This is a genomic window from Piscinibacterium candidicorallinum, assembly GCF_047549485.1.
In the GTDB taxonomy this organism is placed as follows: domain Bacteria; phylum Pseudomonadota; class Gammaproteobacteria; order Burkholderiales; family Burkholderiaceae_C; genus Piscinibacterium; species Piscinibacterium candidicorallinum.
Genome location: NZ_CP180191.1, coordinates 667,911 through 685,737, shown reverse-complemented (window position 1 = coordinate 685,737; position 17,827 = coordinate 667,911). Strand labels below are relative to the sequence as shown.

Here is a 17,827-nt window from a genome sequence, read left to right as displayed (position 1 = left end):
GCACTCAAGGCGCGAACTGCGCTGGCACTTGGACTGCCGAACATTGCGCGCGCTGTGGGCTACCGGCTTGGCGTACGCATTGGGCTGAACCCGGTGCGACGCCTGCGCGGAGCGTTGCCGCAAGGATCGTTCTTCAGCGCGTCAAGCCTGCCTGCAGCAGACGCAGCGGCGGTGAGCTCATGGACGAGCTCTGCACTCCTGTTCGGCCGGTGGCCGATCTGGATTGGCAATGACCCGCCGGACTGGCTCGCCAACCCGCTGACGGGTCAACGTATTCCGCATCCAGAGCGCCACTGGTGGGAGATCCCTGACTTCGACCCGGTGGTTGGAGATATCAAGTTGATCTGGGAATTCTCCCGGATGGACTGGGTGATTGCGTTTGCGCAGCGCGCGCGGCAGGGCGAGGCTGAAGCGCTGAACAAGCTGAACGCATGGCTGGCCGATTGGTGCAGAAGCAACCCGCCTTATCTTGGGCCGAACTGGAAGTGCGGGCAGGAGGCTTCAATTCGAGTCATGCATCTGGCATGTGCCGCGATCATTCTGGGTCAGACTCGCGATTCGCTGCCCGCATTGCGACATCTGATCGCTTTGCACCTGCAGCGCATTGAACCCACGCTGCAGTACGCCATGGCCCAGGACAACAATCATGGGACTTCCGAGGCTGCCGCGCTGTTTATCGGCGGTAGCTGGCTTGACGCACACGGCCACGCCAGAGGCGCTACGTGGGCGGGGAAAGGCCGTCGGTGGCTGGAGAACCGTGCTGCACGTCTGATTGGCGAGCAAGGCACGTTCAGCCAGTACTCATTGAACTATCACCGCGTAATGCTCGACACCTTCAGTCTGGCCGAATGCTGGAGACGGCATCTTGGGCTGGAAGCGTTCAGCGATCGCTGGAAATCTCGAGCTCTGGCTGCCACTCAATGGCTCCATGCACTAACCGATCCAATCAGCGGAGACGGGCCGAACGTGGGCGCCAATGATGGAGCACGGCTGCTCCAGCTGGTCGACACACCGTATCGCGACTACCGACCAAGCATTCAACTTGGCATGGCGCTCTTCGCTAACCAGCGCGCATACCCGGAGGCCGGCGCCTGGAACGACGCCCTGCAGTGGCTTGGTGTGCAGACACCAACACAGGTTGCCGAGGCGGCAGGAACCATGCAGGCCGACGATGGCGGATTTCTGGTTCTGCGACAGGGCGGTGCCATGGTCCTGTTGAGATACCCGCGCTTCCGCTTCCGGCCCAGTCAGGCCGATGTACTCCACACAGACCTATGGCTTGATGGACAGCCCTTGCTGCGGGACGCGGGAACGTACAGCTACAACACGGATGCTCAGTGGCTCGAGTACTTCGGCGGTACCCAGGGGCACAACACGGTCCAGTTTGACAGCCGCGAGCAGATGCCGCGCATCAGCCGATTTCTGCTGGGCGACTGGCTGCGCACGGAGGGCTTTGAAGCTCCTGCGTCGGACGAGAGCCGCGCCAGCGCGGCTGCAGGCTACTGCGACCGCGCTGGCGCGCGCCACCACCGCCGGTTGACCCTGAGCGACTCCATGCTCGCGATCGACGATCAGGTATCCGGCTTTTGGCAGGCTGCGGTGCTGCGCTGGCGCCTCGCACCAGGTGATTGGACACAAGATCCGGTCATGCATCACGCACAAGGCTCGCATGTGCTGCTGAGAAATAGCCACGGCCATACTGTGAAGGTCACGTCTTCGACCTCGTTTCGCCGATGTGCGCTGGTCCAGGGCTGGGAGTCGCTGCACTACCTGGAAAAGAAACCGACGCCTGTGCTCGAAGTCGAGATCTGCGAGCCTGGCCAACTAACTACAGAATATCAATGGGCACAATGAAGGTTCTGTACTTCCACCAGCATTTCGTCACCCCCCGCGGCGCGGGTGGGATCCGCTCTTACGCCATGGCCCAGCGCCTGATTTCACGCGGCCACCAAGTGACCATGGTGTGCGGGAGCATGGGCGGGGGCGATACGGGTCTGAGCGGCCCGTTTACAGGCGGCGCTCGCCGAGGCTGGGTGGATGGGATTAAGGTTATCGAGCTGGATCTCGCTTACTCGAATCACGACGGTTTCCTCAAGCGCTCGTGGACGTTTTTGAAGTTCGCGATGCGCAGCGTGCTGATTGCGCTGCGCGAGCCCTGTGATCTCGTCTTTGCCACGACCACTCCGCTCACGGCGGGTATTCCAGGTATCGCGGCACGATGGTTGCGCGGCAAGCCCTTCGTGTTCGAGGTGCGCGATCTCTGGCCGGAGCTTCCACGAGCGATGGGCGTCATTCGCAATCCACTGGTACTGAGAGCACTGGGCGCATTGGAGTGGATGAGCTACCGCTCTGCTCATGCACTCATTGGCTTGTCGCCTGGCATCGTTGACGGGATCACTCACCGAGGCGTTTCTAGGCAACGGGTCACGCTGGTCCCGAACGGCTGTGACCTGAACCTGTTCGGTGATGAGGCGGTGCCTTGGCGCCCGGATGGCGTTTCGCATTCTGACCTCTTGGCGGTGTTTGCGGGCACACATGGCATGGCGAACGGCTTGGACGCAGTGCTTGACGCTGCAGCCGAACTCAAGCGACGCGAGCGAAGCGATATCAAGCTGCTCCTGATAGGCAACGGCAAGCTCAAGCCTGCCTTGCAGCAGCGCGCTGCAGCACTGGGATTGGACAATGTCATCTTTCATGACCCAGTGAGCAAGTCACGACTTGCAGGGCTGATGGCGTCGACCGACATCGGTCTCCAAGTGTTGGCTAACGTGCCTGCGTTCTACTTCGGAACGTCTCCAAACAAGTTCTTCGACTACATCGCCGCGGGCCTCCCGGTCCTCAATAACTATCCCGGTTGGCTGGCGGACATGATTAATGAACACCGCTGCGGGTTTGCGGTCGCTCCTGAGGATCCTTCCGCATTTGCCGACGCCCTGGAAGCGGCAGCCAGTGATCGCACCGCGCTGAAGGCCATGGGTCTTCGCGGCCGCGAGCTGGCCAAGCGCGAGTTCGACAGGCAGGCACTCGCAGACCGGTGGGTTGCCGTACTCGAGAGTGTTTGGCGTACGCGCTTAGCCCGTTAAGCGGCGTTGCGGCGCAACGCCGGCCACGTCTTGTCGTGGCCTGAGGAATTTGGCGCTCTGACGGGGTTACCGCGAGAAGCTTGTGCCAGCGTCACTGTCACGCGAACGCCGCGTTTGGCAGACCGTCCGTCGGGTGCAGCGCTAGACAAACTCTCAACGCCGGGGCCAATGCGGTGCTCTCAGTCCCTGCGGCGCTCCATCATTGCACGCAAGCGTGGTGCGGCCGAGAGATCCAGCGGGGTTCGCGCCAAGAAGAACCTGACAAGCACAAAAAGGCTCAGCACGCCAAAAGCTAGCACTGCAGCAGCCGCTGCAATCAAGCCGCGCTTCGGCTTGCTCTTGCGCTCTGGGGCCGTCGCTATGTCAACCACCTGTACAAGCGCCCCTTCTCGACTCTCATCAACGCGGGCAAGTTCAAACTGCTTTGCAAACAGTTCGAACAGGGTTTCGTAGTACTTGAAGTCTCGGAACTTGCTGATGTAGTCGCTGCTAGACGCCGGGGTGTTGGTCGATTCGAGCCTGGCGAGCTGTCCGCGCAGCGCCGAGAGTACGCCCTGCGCCTGAACAAACTCTGCAGAGGTCTCGCTCAGGTAAGCGCGCATGGTCTGCAGCCGGACCTCGGCCGCTGTGACTTCTGCACGAAGCCGCGCATATGCCTCGGCAGCGGCCTTTGGCTCGGCACGCAGGGTACCCTCAGTAAAGCCTGCAGCCTGAAGCGTGGACTGGGCGTCCTTGAGCTGCTGCCGGGTTTGCTCGAGCTGCTTCTCAAAGAATTTGCGCCGTTGCTGCGCTTCGGTCACCGCCAGTTCGGTGGTCAGGCGGCGAAGTTGGTCGACGTATCCGTTAGCCAATGCTGCAGCGCGCACCGGGTCGCGGTCATCAACTTCAATCGCGATCAGACCATCCTTGCGCCCCACGTTGATGCGTGATCGTTCATCCAGCTCCCTACGCGCATCGGACCTGAACTTGACGTCATACACGTCGGTCAGTTTGTGCTGATCGATCAGACGATCGACGGCGTTGTTCGACTGCATCAATGCCACGTACTGATCAGCCGGGCTGCGAACCGCCCCGCCCGCGCCCGCGATCCCAGCGAGTGCACCGAGAGACTGCAGGGCGACTGCGGCTGCGCTTTGCTGCTGCTGCGGCGGCATGATCAGGGTTCGCGCCGTAAACGTCGGTGGAACAAGGAATGCCACTCCGAGGGCAGCACAGCCTGCCACAATCGGGGCGATAACGAGCAGCTTCCAGCGCTCAAGCAACGCCTCCACCACTTCAATCAAGCCGACTTCACCCGAATCACGCTCGTCCGCATTGCCGAACCCGCTGCGAACAGCTTCTACCGGCGTCAGTCCCGGCGACTCACTCATCACAACCCCCTCAAGCTTCGGAGGCCTGCTACGCCCAAAGCGAACTGATAAAAGATCTGTGACCAGTCCTTGAGTTCGCGTGTAAACGCGTAGCGGTCCAGAGTTTCCGGGACCACGATCGTGTCGCCTGGCAGCAGTCTCTTGCCACTTCGGATGCCGAACCAGGAGCCAGGGCGTTGACTGACGGCACCGTCCGCACCAACCACATAAATGCGACTGTCATCAGCGGTGCGCGTCGGCCCGCCCGCTTGACCCAAGTAATCCGCGACATTCTTTGCATCAGTGTGCAAGAACGCGCCTTCGTTGTAGACCGCACCCAACACACTGACGACCGAGGGTCTGGTCGGAACGAAAAAGGTATCTCCATCCTCAATGGGGATTGCAGGAAGGTCACCTGCACTCGGGGTCTCAGGCAACTCCAGCACAATCCGGCCCGTCGCTTGCACTGAACGTATGCGACTTACGAATGCGGATTGGGCTGCTTGTTGTGCGGCAACTGCTGCGGCGTCTGTTCCGGCCCCACCGGCTCTGTTGCTACTGGCGATCTGCAGCTCCCGTTCCAAGCGATCCGCTAGCTCGCGCAACCGCTGTTGCTGCGCAACTCGAGTTGACTCTCGCGTCAACTCTGCCGCGGGAAGATACGCAGTTGGGGCCAGTCCGCCCACTCGCTCAACAAGTTGTCGCAGCGTTTCGCCCGGCCGCGCTCTGTAAACGCCCGGCCTGATGAACTCACCTTCCAAACGAACGACTCTGGATTGCTTAGACACGGGGACACGAATATCACTCGTTGAAAACACGGTGATCGTGTCTCCCGGCCGCAGAGGAACATCGCTTGCAGGGTTCCGTTCGAGGACCGCCTTTCCAAGATCAAATGGAATGAGCTCCGTCGAAGAATCCTCCGAGCGACGCTCGATCAGCGCGTAGTCCCAGTTGATCGATTCCTGCCGCCTGATTTCCTGAGCTAGCGACTGCGCCGCACGATTCTGAACAGTCTCTTGCACCTCGCCACGGCGCAGACGCATGTAGGAATCCGAGCCCCCGGAGGGCTCGTCCATCGCACCACCTTGCGTCCTGACCTGCCACGGTGTCAATGAAGACGACGCCACGGCTCCATTGCGGCGCAGCCAATACTCGCGCGACACGAGCGCGGCGCGATCAGGAATCACGTCGCTCACGCGCATGCCTTCGCGCCAGGCTAGTCGCGCTGGCTGGGCAACGAACCCACGCAGATTGACATCATTGGCAAACTGAGGGCTCACGGAAAACACCCGTACGAGATCGCCATCCGCCAGGGGTTTGGCAAGACCCGCCGCGTCCAAGCTCAGCTCTTCAACGCGTCGGGCGTTCCGATCTTGAATTCGTTCCATGACCACGCGCTGCCCAGATGCTGTGGTTGACAGTCCCCCAGCAAACGCGATTGCGTCAGCCAATGACTGTGCGCCAGCACCGAGCTCAAAGATGCCAGGCGCATTCACGGCACCAGTTACCGCAATCTGGCGACCAATCGGTGCGTAGAAGATGACATCACCGGATTGAATGCGTACGTCTTGCTTGGTTTCGCCTCGTAGCAGAAGGTCATACAGATCCAGTTCAGCAACAAGCTGCCCGCCCCGACGTAGCTGAATTTTGCGCATGGATCCGGCACCACTTGGCCCCCCGGATGCGAACACGGCGTTAGCAAAGGTTGTTAAGCCGCTCAACGTGTAACTGCCCGGACGCTTCGCCTGCCCCACAACCAAAACGCGCGCGCCGCGGACAGTGCCGATGGTGGCGTTTAGGTCGAAACCTTTGAAAGTCCGGGAGACCGCCGCTGAGATGTGGGCCGACAACTGGTCTTGACGAACGCCAGCAACTGGCACCACGCCCACTCTAGGAATGACAACTGCCCCTGTCCTGTCCACCCGGGCGCGTACATCCATTTCTATCTGGCCGCTTGCCCGAATCCAGACCTCATCACCGGGACCAACCACATAGTCGGCCGGAACGGCGGCATCCAGTTCGAACATGCCTTCACGCGACGACTCGAAGTACGCGGACCCGAATCTACGCAGAGGCTGTCCAACGCTGCTTTCGACGAACGTTTCAAACTCAGTTGGCGGAGCCTTGGGCGGCAGCCCATCAATCTGGCGCGAGCTCAGGGGCGATTGCTGTGCCTGCGTGCCGGTAGCCTGGACGGAATGAGCCGCGGGAAGATCGCGCCGAACATCTGTTGCCTCTCTCGAGACGATTCTCGGTACACCGCTGGGCTGTTGCGACTGGAGCGCGCCGCGAAGATCTTCGGGTGAAGTCTGTTGCTGAGCAGACGAGACGCTACAAAGCCCCAACAAAACAAAGGCGCCGGCACATCTTGCCACGCGTGAAAATACGTTAATGATTGCCATTTGTCGCCAAAACCACTGATGCAAGCGCGAACTCGGGCGCGAAGGGCATAAAGAAGCGCGCTCGTTGAATGCCGATGTGCGATGCAGCACATAATCGCAGCGGTGAAGCTGCTCGCTCAGCCTGGACGGGGCAGGATAGCAGACCCAGGTACCCATCCTCGGTCGTGTATGGCTAGCGCCCGCCTGAACGCTGTGCCTTGTGACGATTGCGACCCCAATGGGCGACTTCGTGTTCATGTCCGAAAAAAGGCGGTGAGTTGGATGAATGTCTGCCCCACATCCCCTACGCCGGAAAAGGCGGTACGGTCCAACTTGTCATGCAAGCCCGGTTGCTGATCACCTAGACGCTCTGGTACAAAGCGGACTGGGTTATCAGTTTGGCTAATCCAGTTGCCCGGACGCGGGCGTTATTTCCCCTAGGAGAAGAAACAATGAAGCGTATCGCTATCGCCGCCGCAGCCTCGCTGCTGTCCTTGTCTGCCATGGCTGCTGAAGCACCCGCCGCTGTTGCCGCCGCTCAAGTCACCGCCCCCCAAGCTTCGCTGCCCGTCGGCCAGGCTGCAGCTCAGCAGGGTGGGGCGCAAGCCATCAAGGTCAACCCGGTTGTCGTCGTAGGCGGCGTTGTTGTACTGGGCGGGATCATCATTGCCAGCGCCAGCGACGGCGCTGCAACCACCGCCCATCACGCCGCTCGCCCGTAATTCGCGCTTGCTGTATGGGGAAAGGCAGCTTCGGCTGCCTTTTTCTTTGGTAGGCGATACGCTGCTAATGACACATTTCACTGACGTGCCTGAATCGAGCAAGCTACCCATCCAAGCCGCCCTTTGGGGCCTCGCCATGCTCGGCGCTTTTCCTAGCCACGCGCAAATGAGCACAAGCGGCATGTCCGGCTTGTTGGAAATGCCAGACGCTCGCATGGAGAACGATGGCGTGTTGCGAGCTGGCCTCAGCATCAGCAGGCCGTACCAAAATGCCCTCATCTCAGTGCAGGCCTTGCCCTTTCTTGAGGTTACAGGGCGATACCGACGAGTCGACGGCGTACCTACCGATCTCGGACCGCAGTACGGGGCTTTGAAGGACAAATCGATTGCACTCAAACTGCGAGTGCTCAAAGAGGGGGCGTTCGGCCAATCGTGGATCCCGCAAATTGCGTATGGGCGAGAGGACCTTTTCGGCACCAAGATCTACCCCTCGGAGTTCTTGGTTGCCAGCAAGTCTGTGGGAGATTTAGATCTCACTGCGGGCTACGGAAGGCAGCGCATTGACGGCGTTTTTGGTGGCATTCGCTATCGGCCGAGCGCTTACAGGCGCTGGTACGGTCTGGTCGAGTACGACGCAACAGCCTATCGCAATGACTCTGGCGCGGTCCAAGCGGGACTCGCTGACCGCAAAACCGGCCACGTCAACGCCGCAATCGGCTACCAGTCCGATTGGTGGGGCATTCAAGTGGGTTCTTCATACAACAAGCCCAGTGTGCTGGTGCAGTTGCGCGCGCCGACGAATCAGCGGGAGTGGGCGCCGTGGGTCGCTGAAGCGCCCGCCTACCAGCCGCTGAACACGCGCCCCACAACGGCGGAGTGGGACAGCAATACGGACTGGGCGCAGACCCTGCGCATCCGCATGGACCGCGAAGGGTTCCGGGATGTGGGCCTGAAGTACGACGGCAGCGTGATGCGCGTGGCGTTCTCCAGCACGCGGCACCTGCTTGCGTCTCGCGCCGTGGCACGGGCTGCGCGTCTGGTGCTCGCGCATACGCCGGTGGAGGCCAAGGGCATCGAACTGACGCCAATGATCAACGGCATGGCGACCAAGACCTACGTCTTCAGTCGCCTGGATGTGCTGGCGGATTTCTTTGCAGGGACCGCGACGCTGGCGACGCTGCAGCAGCACACCCAGCTGAAATCGGCGGACGCCAGCAGCCAGCCCGGCCCGCTGGACGATGCAACGCTGGAAGCGCTGGTGTATGCGCAGCGGGAGGACATTCCTGTCGCCACACGCATCGCCGCGGGCGCGGGCAACTTAGCCATTGATGATGCGCGCGGCAACACGCTCGGCTTGAGCCCCTACACGCGAATCTTCCTGAATGACCCGAGCGGTGCATTCAAGTACGAGTTGGGTCTGCAATTGGGTGGCCGATACGAATTCACGCGAAGCACGACGCTGGAAGGCAACCTTCGCGGCCGGATTGCAGAGACTGTGACTGACGTGCAGCAGCCCAGCAATTCCCTGCTGCCCAGGGTGCGAACGGACGTAGCCGAGTACTTCCGCGGCGCGAATGTGAAGCTGGACCGACTCCAGCTCAATCAGTTCTGGCAACCCGCTGCCAACTGGTACGCCCGGGCTTCCGGCGGGCTGTATGAAGAGATGTTTGGCGGAGCGGGTGCGCAGGTGATGTATGTCGCGCCGAGCGGACGCTGGGCGGCAGACGTCATGAGTGACTGGCTGCGCCAGCGCGACTTCAAGGGCACTGGTTTCCGGGACTACAGCACAGTGACAGGCTATGTCTCTGGCCATGTGCGCCTGCCCTACGACATGCTGGCCACGGTACGCGCCGGACGCTTCCTCGCCAAGGATGAGGGCGCACGCTTCGAGCTGAAGCGCCGCTTTGCATCAGGCATCACCATGGGCTTCTGGTACACGCATACCAACGGACGGGACATTACCAACCCAGGTACACCTGAAAAGCCCTATCAGGACAAGGGCATCTTCATCAGCATGCCGCTAAACCTCATGCTCACTCGTGACAGCGCGGCGGTAGCAACCTTCTCGCTTGCGCCCTGGACACGGGACGTGGGTCAGATGGTCAATCAGTCCGCTGATCTGATCGGCATGTTTGAACGCAGCATGCTCTACAACCTGCGCGGCAAGGAAGCCCTGCGAGGCTTCACCGATGCGCCAGCCGATGCGGAGGCCAAGTAATGCGCGGCCCAATCATCGTGTTCCTTGCGCTCTTGCCGGTGTATGCGGGGGCACAAGCACCGCAATCGACACCGCAACCGATGTCAAAGCCCATGGTGCAACCGGCCTGCCGCGTGCTGGACCCGGCCATTGCCGAACAGTACGAAGGGCCTTGCAAAGACGGGCTCGCCGCCGGGCGCGGCAAAGCCAGCGGCCCCGGCGGCAGCTATGAAGGTGACTTTGTCGCGGGCCGCAAGCAGGGGCGTGGCGTGCAGATCAACGCGGCGGGGGACCGCTACGAAGGCGACTTTGCGAATGATCTGCGCGAGGGCCAGGGGAGCTTGCGCTACGGCGCGGGGTCGCCGTGGAACGGCGACAGCTGGGTGGGCGGATTCAAAGCCGACAAGCTACACGGCGAGGGCACCTACACCTGGGCGTTTGGAGATGCGTCCAAGGCAAGGTTCGAGAACGGCACGCAGGTGGCTGGTGCCACAGCCTACCAGCACATGCGTGCCGTGGGTATTCAGCAGCTCGCCACGGTGCTGAAGGAAGGCAGCGAAATTTGCCGTGTGGTGTATCCACCTAACGCCACGCCGATTCGGCTGCGCGGCAAGTTCCTCGGTGCAGCCGGCGACCGCGCATTGATCGAGCTCACCGACGCGCCGGGCGTGCAGCCAGGTGCGCGCACCTGGGACATCGTCACGCGCTGGGCGCCTTGCGGCGGTTCCGTTCGACGCAAGTAACTTTTGAACCACGCACCATTGAGACACCGCATGCAGATTCAACCCGTCATTATGGCTGGCGGCTCCGGCACCCGCCTATGGCCGCTCTCCCGCGCGGCTTACCCGAAGCAATTCCTTGCCATTAACGGCCCTCAGACCCTGTTCCAGCAGGCGGCAGTTCGGGTTGCGAGCCTCGCCTCCGATACGCAGATTGTGCTCGAACCGCTGGTTGTGACCAACGAAGAGCACCGTTTCATGGTCCTGGACCAACTGCGCGAGATCGGCATGGCGCCCATGGCGGTGCTGCTGGAGCCCGCCGGCAAGAACACGGCGCCTGCACTGACCCTGGCCGCTCTCCAGGCAGCCGCAGCAGGCGCGGACCCGGTGCTGGTGGTGACTCCGTCGGACCAGACCGTAACGAACGCGCCCGCTTATGTGGCGGCGCTGCGCGAGGCTGCGCAGGCCGCACAAGCTGGTGGCGTTGTGATCCTTGGCGTGGTGCCCACCCGTCCGGAAACCGGGTTCGGCTACATCGATGCGAGCGCGACTGGCATGGTGCGCGAGGTCAAGGCCTTCCGCGAGAAGCCGGATGCCGCAACAGCGGAGAAGTACCTCGCGGCTGGCCACTATTTCTGGAACAGTGGCATGTTCGTGCTCAAGGCCAGTGTGTGGCTGGACGCCCTGCGCAAGCTGCGCGCGGACATCGCCACCGCCACAGAAGCTGCCTGGGCCAAACGCGGCGCGACGGATCAGGCCTTTATCCGCCCAGACAAGTCACTGTGGACCGAGATCCCGAGCGAGAGCATTGACTACGCCGTCATGGAGCACACTGCCACGGCGGGCATCCCCGTGCGCATGGTGCCGCTAGACGCCGGCTGGAGCGATCTGGGGGCCTGGGACGCCGTATGGGACTCCGCCACCCGCGACGGTGCCGGCAATGCCGTGCAAGGCGACGTGCTGCTGCAGGACAGCCGGGGCACGCTGGTGCACGCGACCGACCGAATGGTCGCCGCCGTCGGCGTTGAAAATCTGGTCATCGTCGAAACGCCCGACGCCGTGCTGGTGGCTGACAAGTCTGCGAGCCAGGGCGTCAAGCACATCGTGGCCAGCTTGGCCAAGTCCGGCCGCAGCGAAGGCAACCTGCACCGCCGGGTGCACCGCCCTTGGGGCTGGTACGACAGCATTGACCAGGGCGCGCGTTTTCAGGTCAAGCGCATCCAGGTCAAGCCGGGCGCCAGCCTCAGCCTGCAGATGCACCACCACCGCGCCGAACACTGGATCGTGGTCAGCGGCACGGCTGAGGTTACGGTGGGCGACAAGAAGATCATGCTCACCGAAAACCAGAGCACCTACATCCCCTTGGGCGAGGTGCACCGCCTGGCCAACCCAGGCAAGCTGCCGCTCGAGATCATTGAGGTTCAGTCAGGCAGTTATCTAGGCGAGGACGACATCGTTCGGTTTGAGGATCACTACGGGCGCAAGTGAATTGTGCGCAGTACGGAGTAGACCTGTAGGTCCATCCATGGCTTGGGCGCGGCTTCGCGCGAGATCTGCCAGAAGCGGGGGCCGGCACCGCCGTATAGGAGGACAGAGACAATCGGTTGCTCCAGAAGCGTGTTAGTGGGAGGCGATCCGAATGACGGCGGATCCACGGAGGCAGGGGCCGACGGCAGAAAGCCACCGTCAAGCGCGCCAGCTCGTACGCGAACGGGCCCGCCAGCCCGAACTCCGCAAGAGGCGCGCGATCAGGTCCCGGCGCGCAGGAGGACGAGCCGACCGTCGCTGGTGATGACAACGATCTCAGCCTGTCCGTCGCCGTCGACATCGGCCACCACAGCGGAACCGGGGGCGCCACCGAGCGAGACGCGCCAGAGCGGTCGGAGCGTGGCGCCCGAAACGGCGACAAGTTCGCCATCGAAGGTGCTGACGAGAAGGTCGGGGACATCATCCGCATCAACGAACGCGCCGGTAGCTACCACGACGCGCAGGCCCAGCTCGGCAGCGGCGAGTTCACGTCCATCGAGCGCAACGCGTGCAAGCCGGCCGGCGCCGCTAATCAGCCACCACTGCTCGCCTTCAGCCCGGTCGCGCATTGGCGCTACGACCGGTGCAATGGACTCGACGCGGGCGAGGTCGACCTTGCGGTCGGCCACCACCGTTCCACTGGTGACAATCGACAGGCCGCCGGAGTTCAGGTGCGACAGGCTGAGGCGCCCATCGGCCGTACGTGCCACGGAGGAGTAACCGCCGTAGCTGCCGACCATCGGCTTCTCCCATACCGAAGCGCCGGTGCGACCGTCATAGACGACCGACAGATCGCCGGCCTGGAGCACGATATCGCGCACGCCGTCGCCGGTGAGGTCGACACTTGCGACCTGCCGCTGGCATTGACCGACCTCGGCGCGGTACCAAAGACGCAGCCCGGTGTCGCCGGCGTGCAAGGCGGTGCCTCGGCTGTCGCGAACGACAATGGCGTCGCGGCCCGCGGCGGCGGGCACGGCCGCGATCAGCGTCTCCCAATTGCCGACCGGCAGCGGAACTCGCCAGCGCAGGATGCCTCCCACCTCGACGGCTGAGAGCCTCGGAGCGCCATCCGCATCGTGATCGATCAGAACCACGTGCCGGGTATCTCTGCTGGCTCGGGCGACGACAGGTACACGAAAGGACTCGCGATCGGCGGCGGGGGTATCGCGAGCAAGCAGGCGAGGGGCGAGTAACTGGTCGGCGCGCAATTGCAGCGCGGCGGTCCCAGCACCGTAGGGCGCCACCACTTCGGCCCGCCCGTCGCCGTCCAGATCAGCCACGAGCGGCGTAGCGAACATCCGCGGGGAGTGCGTGGTCCGCCGCAGTATGTGGCCATCAGTACCGAGCTCGAACAACCCCTGCCCGTCGCTGATCAGCACTGCGCCATCGCCGCCTCGATGGGCCGTTGCAAGCGGCCCGGGAGCAGGCAGAGCGAGCACTTGCGGCTGAACGCGCCCGTCGACGCCGCCGGCCAGAGCGAGACTGCCGTCGGTACGGCGTAGCACCGGCGCAATCACTGCCGGATCGCGGTCGCGCCTGGACGGCCGGGCGCGCGACGTCGGCGGGGCCCATGAAACTCCGGCTACCTCGTCGGCTAGCCAGCGCGCGCCAGCAGCAGGATCACGCAGGCCCCATCGATCGCCTAGACGTTCGGCAACGGCAGCGGCGTCAGTAGTCTGCACGGCGATCGCCTGTCCATTGCCTGGAAGACGTCCGGCCACGCGCAGGCCGGCTTGACGGGCGAGCACACGACCGTTGAGCGGATCGAGGGCAAGAAGCGAGCGAGCCCCAGGCGCTGCCCCGCGTATAGCTTCCGACAGCACGATCGCATCGCCCACCAGACCGTCGACGAAGTCCAGCTCCCATGCGTTGGCGTCCAGCCCCTCTTCCCACACCTGACGGTGCACGATCGTGAGTGCCCCGTCCCGCCAGCGTGCCACTGCATAGCCTTTGAAGTAAACGCTGTTCGAGACGCTAACGATCTCGGTGCGGCCATCGGCATCGAGATCGCGCGCGGCGATGAAGCCCCCAAAGGTCGGCGCCGAGGCATAGGCGACACGCGAGCGCAGCCGGCCCGTGGCGGCGTCGAGCGCATACAACGAGCCGAGACTGTCAATCATGATTTCGGGCACGCCGTCGGCATCGACATCAACCACCAGCGGTGCTTTGTCCGGACTGTCGTAGTCGAGCGCTTCGCTACGCCAACGCAGCCGGCCGTTGCGCACGCCGCCAGCGAAGTCGAAGCGGCTGACGCTGCTGTCGTAGGTCATCGTGACCAGCAGCGACAGCCCAGGCCCCGGACCGAGTGCGGCGAGCGTCGCCCGGTAGCGGTTGGGGCCGAACTCGATGCCGCTCAGCTCGGTGCGCCAGAGGACTTCACCGCTGCTGGCCGACAGCACCACGATCGCACCGGCGGCGGTGGCCGACGCATGGCGCGGGTTGATGCGAGCCGTAACGACATAGATCACTTCGGCCGTGCCGTCGGCATCGAGGTCGGCTACGTCGACGATTTCGCCAAGACCAAGACCACCGGCGCGCCAGCGACGCGCGCCGGACGAATCGATTCCGACCACTCCGTCTCCATCCTGGAGGAACAGCAGCCCGCCGGCCTCGGCAGCGGCAGGCGCGACCAGACGCACCGGATCTAGCGGTTGCTGCAGCCCGAGCGACCAGGCACCGACAATGGCTGGCGAACGTGTCCAGCCTAGACGCATCGTCGCCATGCCGGTGGCACGCTCGTCTCCGCGATGCTGCAGCCATTCTCCCGGACACTGCACCGCACCCGCCCGCATGACTTCGAAAGCGCCGACTGCGAAGCAGCGTTGGGCTGTGACCGGAGGGGCGGAACCGATACGACGGACGATGAAGTCGGCATGGTCGGCCGACGGCGCGCGCTCCGACGGCGGTAGCACCACGTCGAGGAACCGCCAATCGCCCTGGCCAGTGCCTTCAATATGCAGGCGCGCACCCGGCGCGAACACGGCTGCTGCAAGGTAGCCCACTAGCGCCTGTTCGGCACTGGGGGACCCGGGCAGGGGTGTTGATGACGTACCTGACCCGCCGCACCCTGCCATGCTGAACAGCAAGCAGAGAAGCAGCAGCGCGAAGGCGCGGCGCGCACGTGCGAAGGAATTGCAGGACATGTAGCGGGCGACGACGGGCAGTGCGAAGACTGGGTCCATTGTTGGCACCCGCGTTGCACCGCAATGCCGCAATTACTGGCGCGCCAGCGCCGCAATTCGCGCTTAAGTTCTACTCGCCGCGGTCGCCCCCTACCGACCAGCCTCCGGATGCGGGAAGGCCCGCGAACCGATCGGGCGATAGCGCAAAGGAGTTTCACCCCCCCAACAGACAGGACTTGACACGCAACTCATCGCTGCGCGTTGATCCATTCGGCAAGACTTGCGAAGTAGCCCTCGGCGTAGCGAATGGTCACCCGCCAGCCATCGACGGCGATGAAGTCCTGCATGCCTTGGTCAGCGTCGGGAAACACGCGGACCTTCAACGGCTTGCCCTGACACTGCAGGTGATCAAGCACTACCAGAGTCAGTTGGGGCGGCGCATCGATGTCCTTGCCCGGTGGTCAACCGCAGCATGGGGCTGTTGCGAGAATCCAGCGTCGGCGCACGTTTGTAGAAAGGTTGGAAGAAGTCCTTGAACATGCCCGGTGCGGCGACCTTGGCCTGCGGTAATCCCATCAGCAGTAGCACGCCAACCCAGCTGTGCGCTTGCGCCGCGACTGAGAGGCAACTGCAGTCAGTGAAGGCGGTCTTCGTCGGCGAGCGACATGGTTGAGCCATAAGTCACAGCTACGCTGCGGATGGCTTGCTCCTTGATCGCAGCGAGAGAGGCCACACAGCCTACTAGCTGAGCCTTCCAGCCCGCTTGCGTCGGTGCGTACTTAGGGTTGGGTGCGCACCCAACGAACAGCCGACACAACATCGTCGGACAGCACGCAAAAGTGCTGCGGGTAGCACCCGGTAGCGCGGCCAGTGCCGTGCTTGCCGAACACGAGAGTCGCCCCCACGCGCTGCGAGGAGATGCGGCGGCCAGTCGCGCACCACATAAGGCTCGGGGTCCGAGTCATGGACAAAGATGAGCGGATTCAAGGGGTCGCTGCGGCTTGCTGGAAGCGGTTGGTCACAGGGATCGCTCTGGCTTTTGGCTGCAGCCCCAAAGCGTCCAAGGTTCCAGACTAGACGTGTCCAACCCACTCGTCAGTGGCGTCTGCGAGAAGCACCACTGGGCTTACCGAGCCCCCGAAGGCCTTCAACGAGCGGGAAACGCGTCGTTCGTCATTCATGACAGAGCGGACACATCGTTCCACCCGCGCGTTAGGGTTGCCAAGATCCATCGGCGGGAATCGGCTTCAAAGTGCTTGGCGTGCAGCGTTCCAAGTTCAGCCCAGTCACCAAGAACATGACCCTCCGAAGTTGGGCACTGCGTCAAGCGCTATTCAGCAGCGCTTGTTGGAGCCACCGCTTCGGCCTCGCTCCGCGTACTTGCTCAAAGGTCTTCGTCCTTCCAGCCGCCAGCGTCACCAGCGAGTTGCGTCAGACGTTCGGCTTGGCGAGCCACGCAGCCACGGATCCCACGCACGAATGCCCGCTCGGCGTCGACCGGGGCGGAGATCAGAGTGAATGCCCGGCCGGAACGCCCGGTCGGCGCGTCGCGTCGCGTCCACGTCAGAGTGAACGAAGCCACGACAGGACGCATTGACGCAGTTCCTCACGGCTCAGGTGGTGCAGCACCAACGTGTCTGAAGCACTAGAAGCCCCGCCGTGCTGCACATGCTTCCTCAGTGAGCGCGCATAGCAAGGGTCGTAGTGCTCGCGCATCACGCGCTCGAAGAGCTCGTCCACGCGGCCACTTCGAGCCAGTGCCAGCCACTGCTCGTAGATCTCGCCACCCACAAGTGATCGGATGGGCTCGAGCTGTTGAACCATGCCCAACGGGTCGCTCACAAAGTGCGGGAAGTCTTCCTTCCACATCTGTACGCGCGCGGCCATGGGCGCGTCCACGCTGACGGTGGGTGCAGCGAGCAGGGCTTCATACAGCGCCGTCGGCAGCTGCACATTGCCGATGCGCTTGCTCTCGCCTTCTAGCCAGACGATGCAGTTCGGGTCCAGTGCGCGCAGGGCGTGCAGCAGCTGGCTGTCGAAACTCTTCTGGCTGGGCTGCGGCAGGCCAGGAATGCCCCCGATCAGTGAACCGCGGTGGTTGGCGATGTTCTCCAGATCGAGCACCTGCTCACCAGCGGCGGCCAGCGCCTGCAGCACGCGCGTCTTGCCGCAACCCGTGGGGCCGACCAGCACGCGGAAGCGAAACTGCTGCGGCAGCGTGGTCAGGGTGTTGCGCACCCACTCGCGATAGCGCTTCCAGCCACCTTGCAAGACGTCGACCCGAAAGCCGATGGTGCGCAGGTTGTCCGCCCAGAGCTTGCTGCGCTTGCCGCCTCGGAAGCAGTACACGAGGATCGGCGCAAAACGCGGCAGCGGCTCGATGATCGGCGGCAGCTGGCGGGCAATGTTGTTCAGTGAATACCGCACGCCCAGCAGGTAGGCTGCGTGCGGATCCTGCCGGTGCAGGGTGCCAACCTCGGCGTACTCGGCGTCATTCACCACCGGCAGGTTCACCGCACCGGGGATGTGTTCCTCCGCAAACTCGCGCGGCGAACGCGCGTCGATCACCAGCGCATAGCGGGCAGGCGGCTGAATGCCGAGCTGCTCGAAGCTGGCGGGCGGTGCGACCGGTGTGTGGGGGGCCGATTCAGACATGAGGCTGCCATTGTCGCTTGGCACGGCTCGGGGCTGGACGGCGTGCGCGCCGGACCGAACGTGCACACGACA

General features: G+C 63.3%; 11 protein-coding genes. 6 read left to right on the top strand and 5 right to left on the bottom strand.

What is annotated here, in order from left to right; all coding sequences use genetic code 11:
• Window positions 1-93 precede the first annotated feature (93 nt).
• Together ACMDW7_RS03100 and ACMDW7_RS03095 are read left to right on the top strand one after the other, a co-directional pair.
• Window positions 94-1,854 carry a heparinase II/III-family protein gene (locus tag ACMDW7_RS03100; protein WP_377305667.1) on the top strand — a complete coding sequence of 587 codons (1,761 nt, stop codon included), beginning with the start codon at window positions 94-96 and terminating at the stop codon, window positions 1,852-1,854.
• A complete protein-coding gene (locus ACMDW7_RS03095; protein WP_414859601.1) occupies window positions 1,842-3,083 on the top strand; it encodes a glycosyltransferase family 4 protein in 1,242 nt (413 codons plus the stop codon). Before ACMDW7_RS03100 ends, ACMDW7_RS03095 begins: the two co-directional genes overlap by 13 nt.
• Before the next feature lie 179 nt (window positions 3,084-3,262).
• Here ACMDW7_RS03095 and ACMDW7_RS03090 read toward each other — a convergent pair whose 3' ends face one another.
• Entirely contained in the window at window positions 3,263-4,453 is a 1,191-nt protein-coding gene (locus tag ACMDW7_RS03090; protein WP_377305671.1) for a Wzz/FepE/Etk N-terminal domain-containing protein, read from the bottom strand.
• Entirely contained in the window at window positions 4,453-6,858 is a 2,406-nt protein-coding gene (locus tag ACMDW7_RS03085; RefSeq protein ID WP_377305673.1) for an SLBB domain-containing protein, read from the bottom strand. Before ACMDW7_RS03085 ends, ACMDW7_RS03090 begins: the two co-directional genes overlap by 1 nt.
• A 407-nt stretch (window positions 6,859-7,265) precedes the next feature.
• Here ACMDW7_RS03085 and ACMDW7_RS03080 point away from each other — a divergent pair, with 407 nt between their 5' ends.
• The 4 genes from ACMDW7_RS03080 to ACMDW7_RS03065 all read left to right on the top strand — a co-directional run bounded on the left by ACMDW7_RS03080 (window position 7,266) and on the right by ACMDW7_RS03065 (window position 11,939).
• Window positions 7,266-7,535, top strand: coding sequence for a hypothetical protein (locus tag ACMDW7_RS03080; protein ID WP_377305675.1), 270 nt, complete (start codon window positions 7,266-7,268; stop codon window positions 7,533-7,535).
• Between the two features lie 85 nt (window positions 7,536-7,620).
• On the top strand, window positions 7,621-9,753 hold the full coding sequence (locus ACMDW7_RS03075; protein WP_414859600.1) for a YjbH domain-containing protein: 2,133 nt from the start codon (window positions 7,621-7,623) through the stop codon (window positions 9,751-9,753).
• Window positions 9,754-9,833: 80 nt separating this feature from the next.
• Window positions 9,834-10,475, top strand: a complete 642-nt coding sequence (locus ACMDW7_RS03070) for a hypothetical protein (RefSeq protein WP_377305679.1) — start codon at window positions 9,834-9,836, stop codon at window positions 10,473-10,475.
• A gap of 30 nt (window positions 10,476-10,505) precedes the next feature.
• A complete protein-coding gene (locus ACMDW7_RS03065; RefSeq protein ID WP_377305681.1) occupies window positions 10,506-11,939 on the top strand; it encodes a mannose-1-phosphate guanylyltransferase/mannose-6-phosphate isomerase in 1,434 nt (477 codons plus the stop codon).
• A 260-nt stretch (window positions 11,940-12,199) separates the two neighbouring features.
• Here ACMDW7_RS03065 and ACMDW7_RS03060 read toward each other — a convergent pair whose 3' ends face one another.
• The 3 genes from ACMDW7_RS03060 to mnmH all read right to left on the bottom strand — a co-directional run bounded on the left by ACMDW7_RS03060 (window position 12,200) and on the right by mnmH (window position 17,755).
• Window positions 12,200-15,160 (bottom strand): PQQ-binding-like beta-propeller repeat protein, encoded by a 2,961-nt coding sequence (locus ACMDW7_RS03060; protein ID WP_377305683.1) that lies wholly within the window; start codon window positions 15,158-15,160, stop codon window positions 12,200-12,202.
• Window positions 15,161-15,348: 188 nt separating this feature from the next.
• Complete coding sequence (locus tag ACMDW7_RS03055; RefSeq protein WP_377305685.1) at window positions 15,349-15,471, bottom strand: hypothetical protein; 123 nt, start codon at window positions 15,469-15,471, stop codon at window positions 15,349-15,351.
• A 1,192-nt stretch (window positions 15,472-16,663) separates the two neighbouring features.
• Complete coding sequence (mnmH, locus tag ACMDW7_RS03050; RefSeq protein ID WP_377305687.1) at window positions 16,664-17,755, bottom strand: tRNA 2-selenouridine(34) synthase MnmH; 1,092 nt, start codon at window positions 17,753-17,755, stop codon at window positions 16,664-16,666.
• Between the last annotated feature and the right edge of the window lie 72 nt (window positions 17,756-17,827).

Excerpts from the sequence above, each read along its gene's own strand:
- ACMDW7_RS03080 (WP_377305675.1), top strand. The coding sequence starts at position 7,266 with ATGAAGCGTATCGCTATCGCCGCCGCAGCCTCGCTGCTGTCCTTGTCT.
- ACMDW7_RS03090 (WP_377305671.1), bottom strand. The coding sequence starts at position 4,453 with ATGAGTGAGTCGCCGGGACTGACGCCGGTAGAAGCTGTTCGCAGCGGG.
- ACMDW7_RS03060 (WP_377305683.1), bottom strand. The coding sequence starts at position 15,160 with ATGGACCCAGTCTTCGCACTGCCCGTCGTCGCCCGCTACATGTCCTGC.
- ACMDW7_RS03070 (WP_377305679.1), top strand. The coding sequence starts at position 9,834 with ATGTCAAAGCCCATGGTGCAACCGGCCTGCCGCGTGCTGGACCCGGCC.
- mnmH (WP_377305687.1), bottom strand. The coding sequence starts at position 17,755 with ATGTCTGAATCGGCCCCCCACACACCGGTCGCACCGCCCGCCAGCTTC.
- ACMDW7_RS03065 (WP_377305681.1), top strand. The coding sequence starts at position 10,506 with ATGCAGATTCAACCCGTCATTATGGCTGGCGGCTCCGGCACCCGCCTA.
- ACMDW7_RS03095 (WP_414859601.1), top strand. The coding sequence starts at position 1,842 with ATGGGCACAATGAAGGTTCTGTACTTCCACCAGCATTTCGTCACCCCC.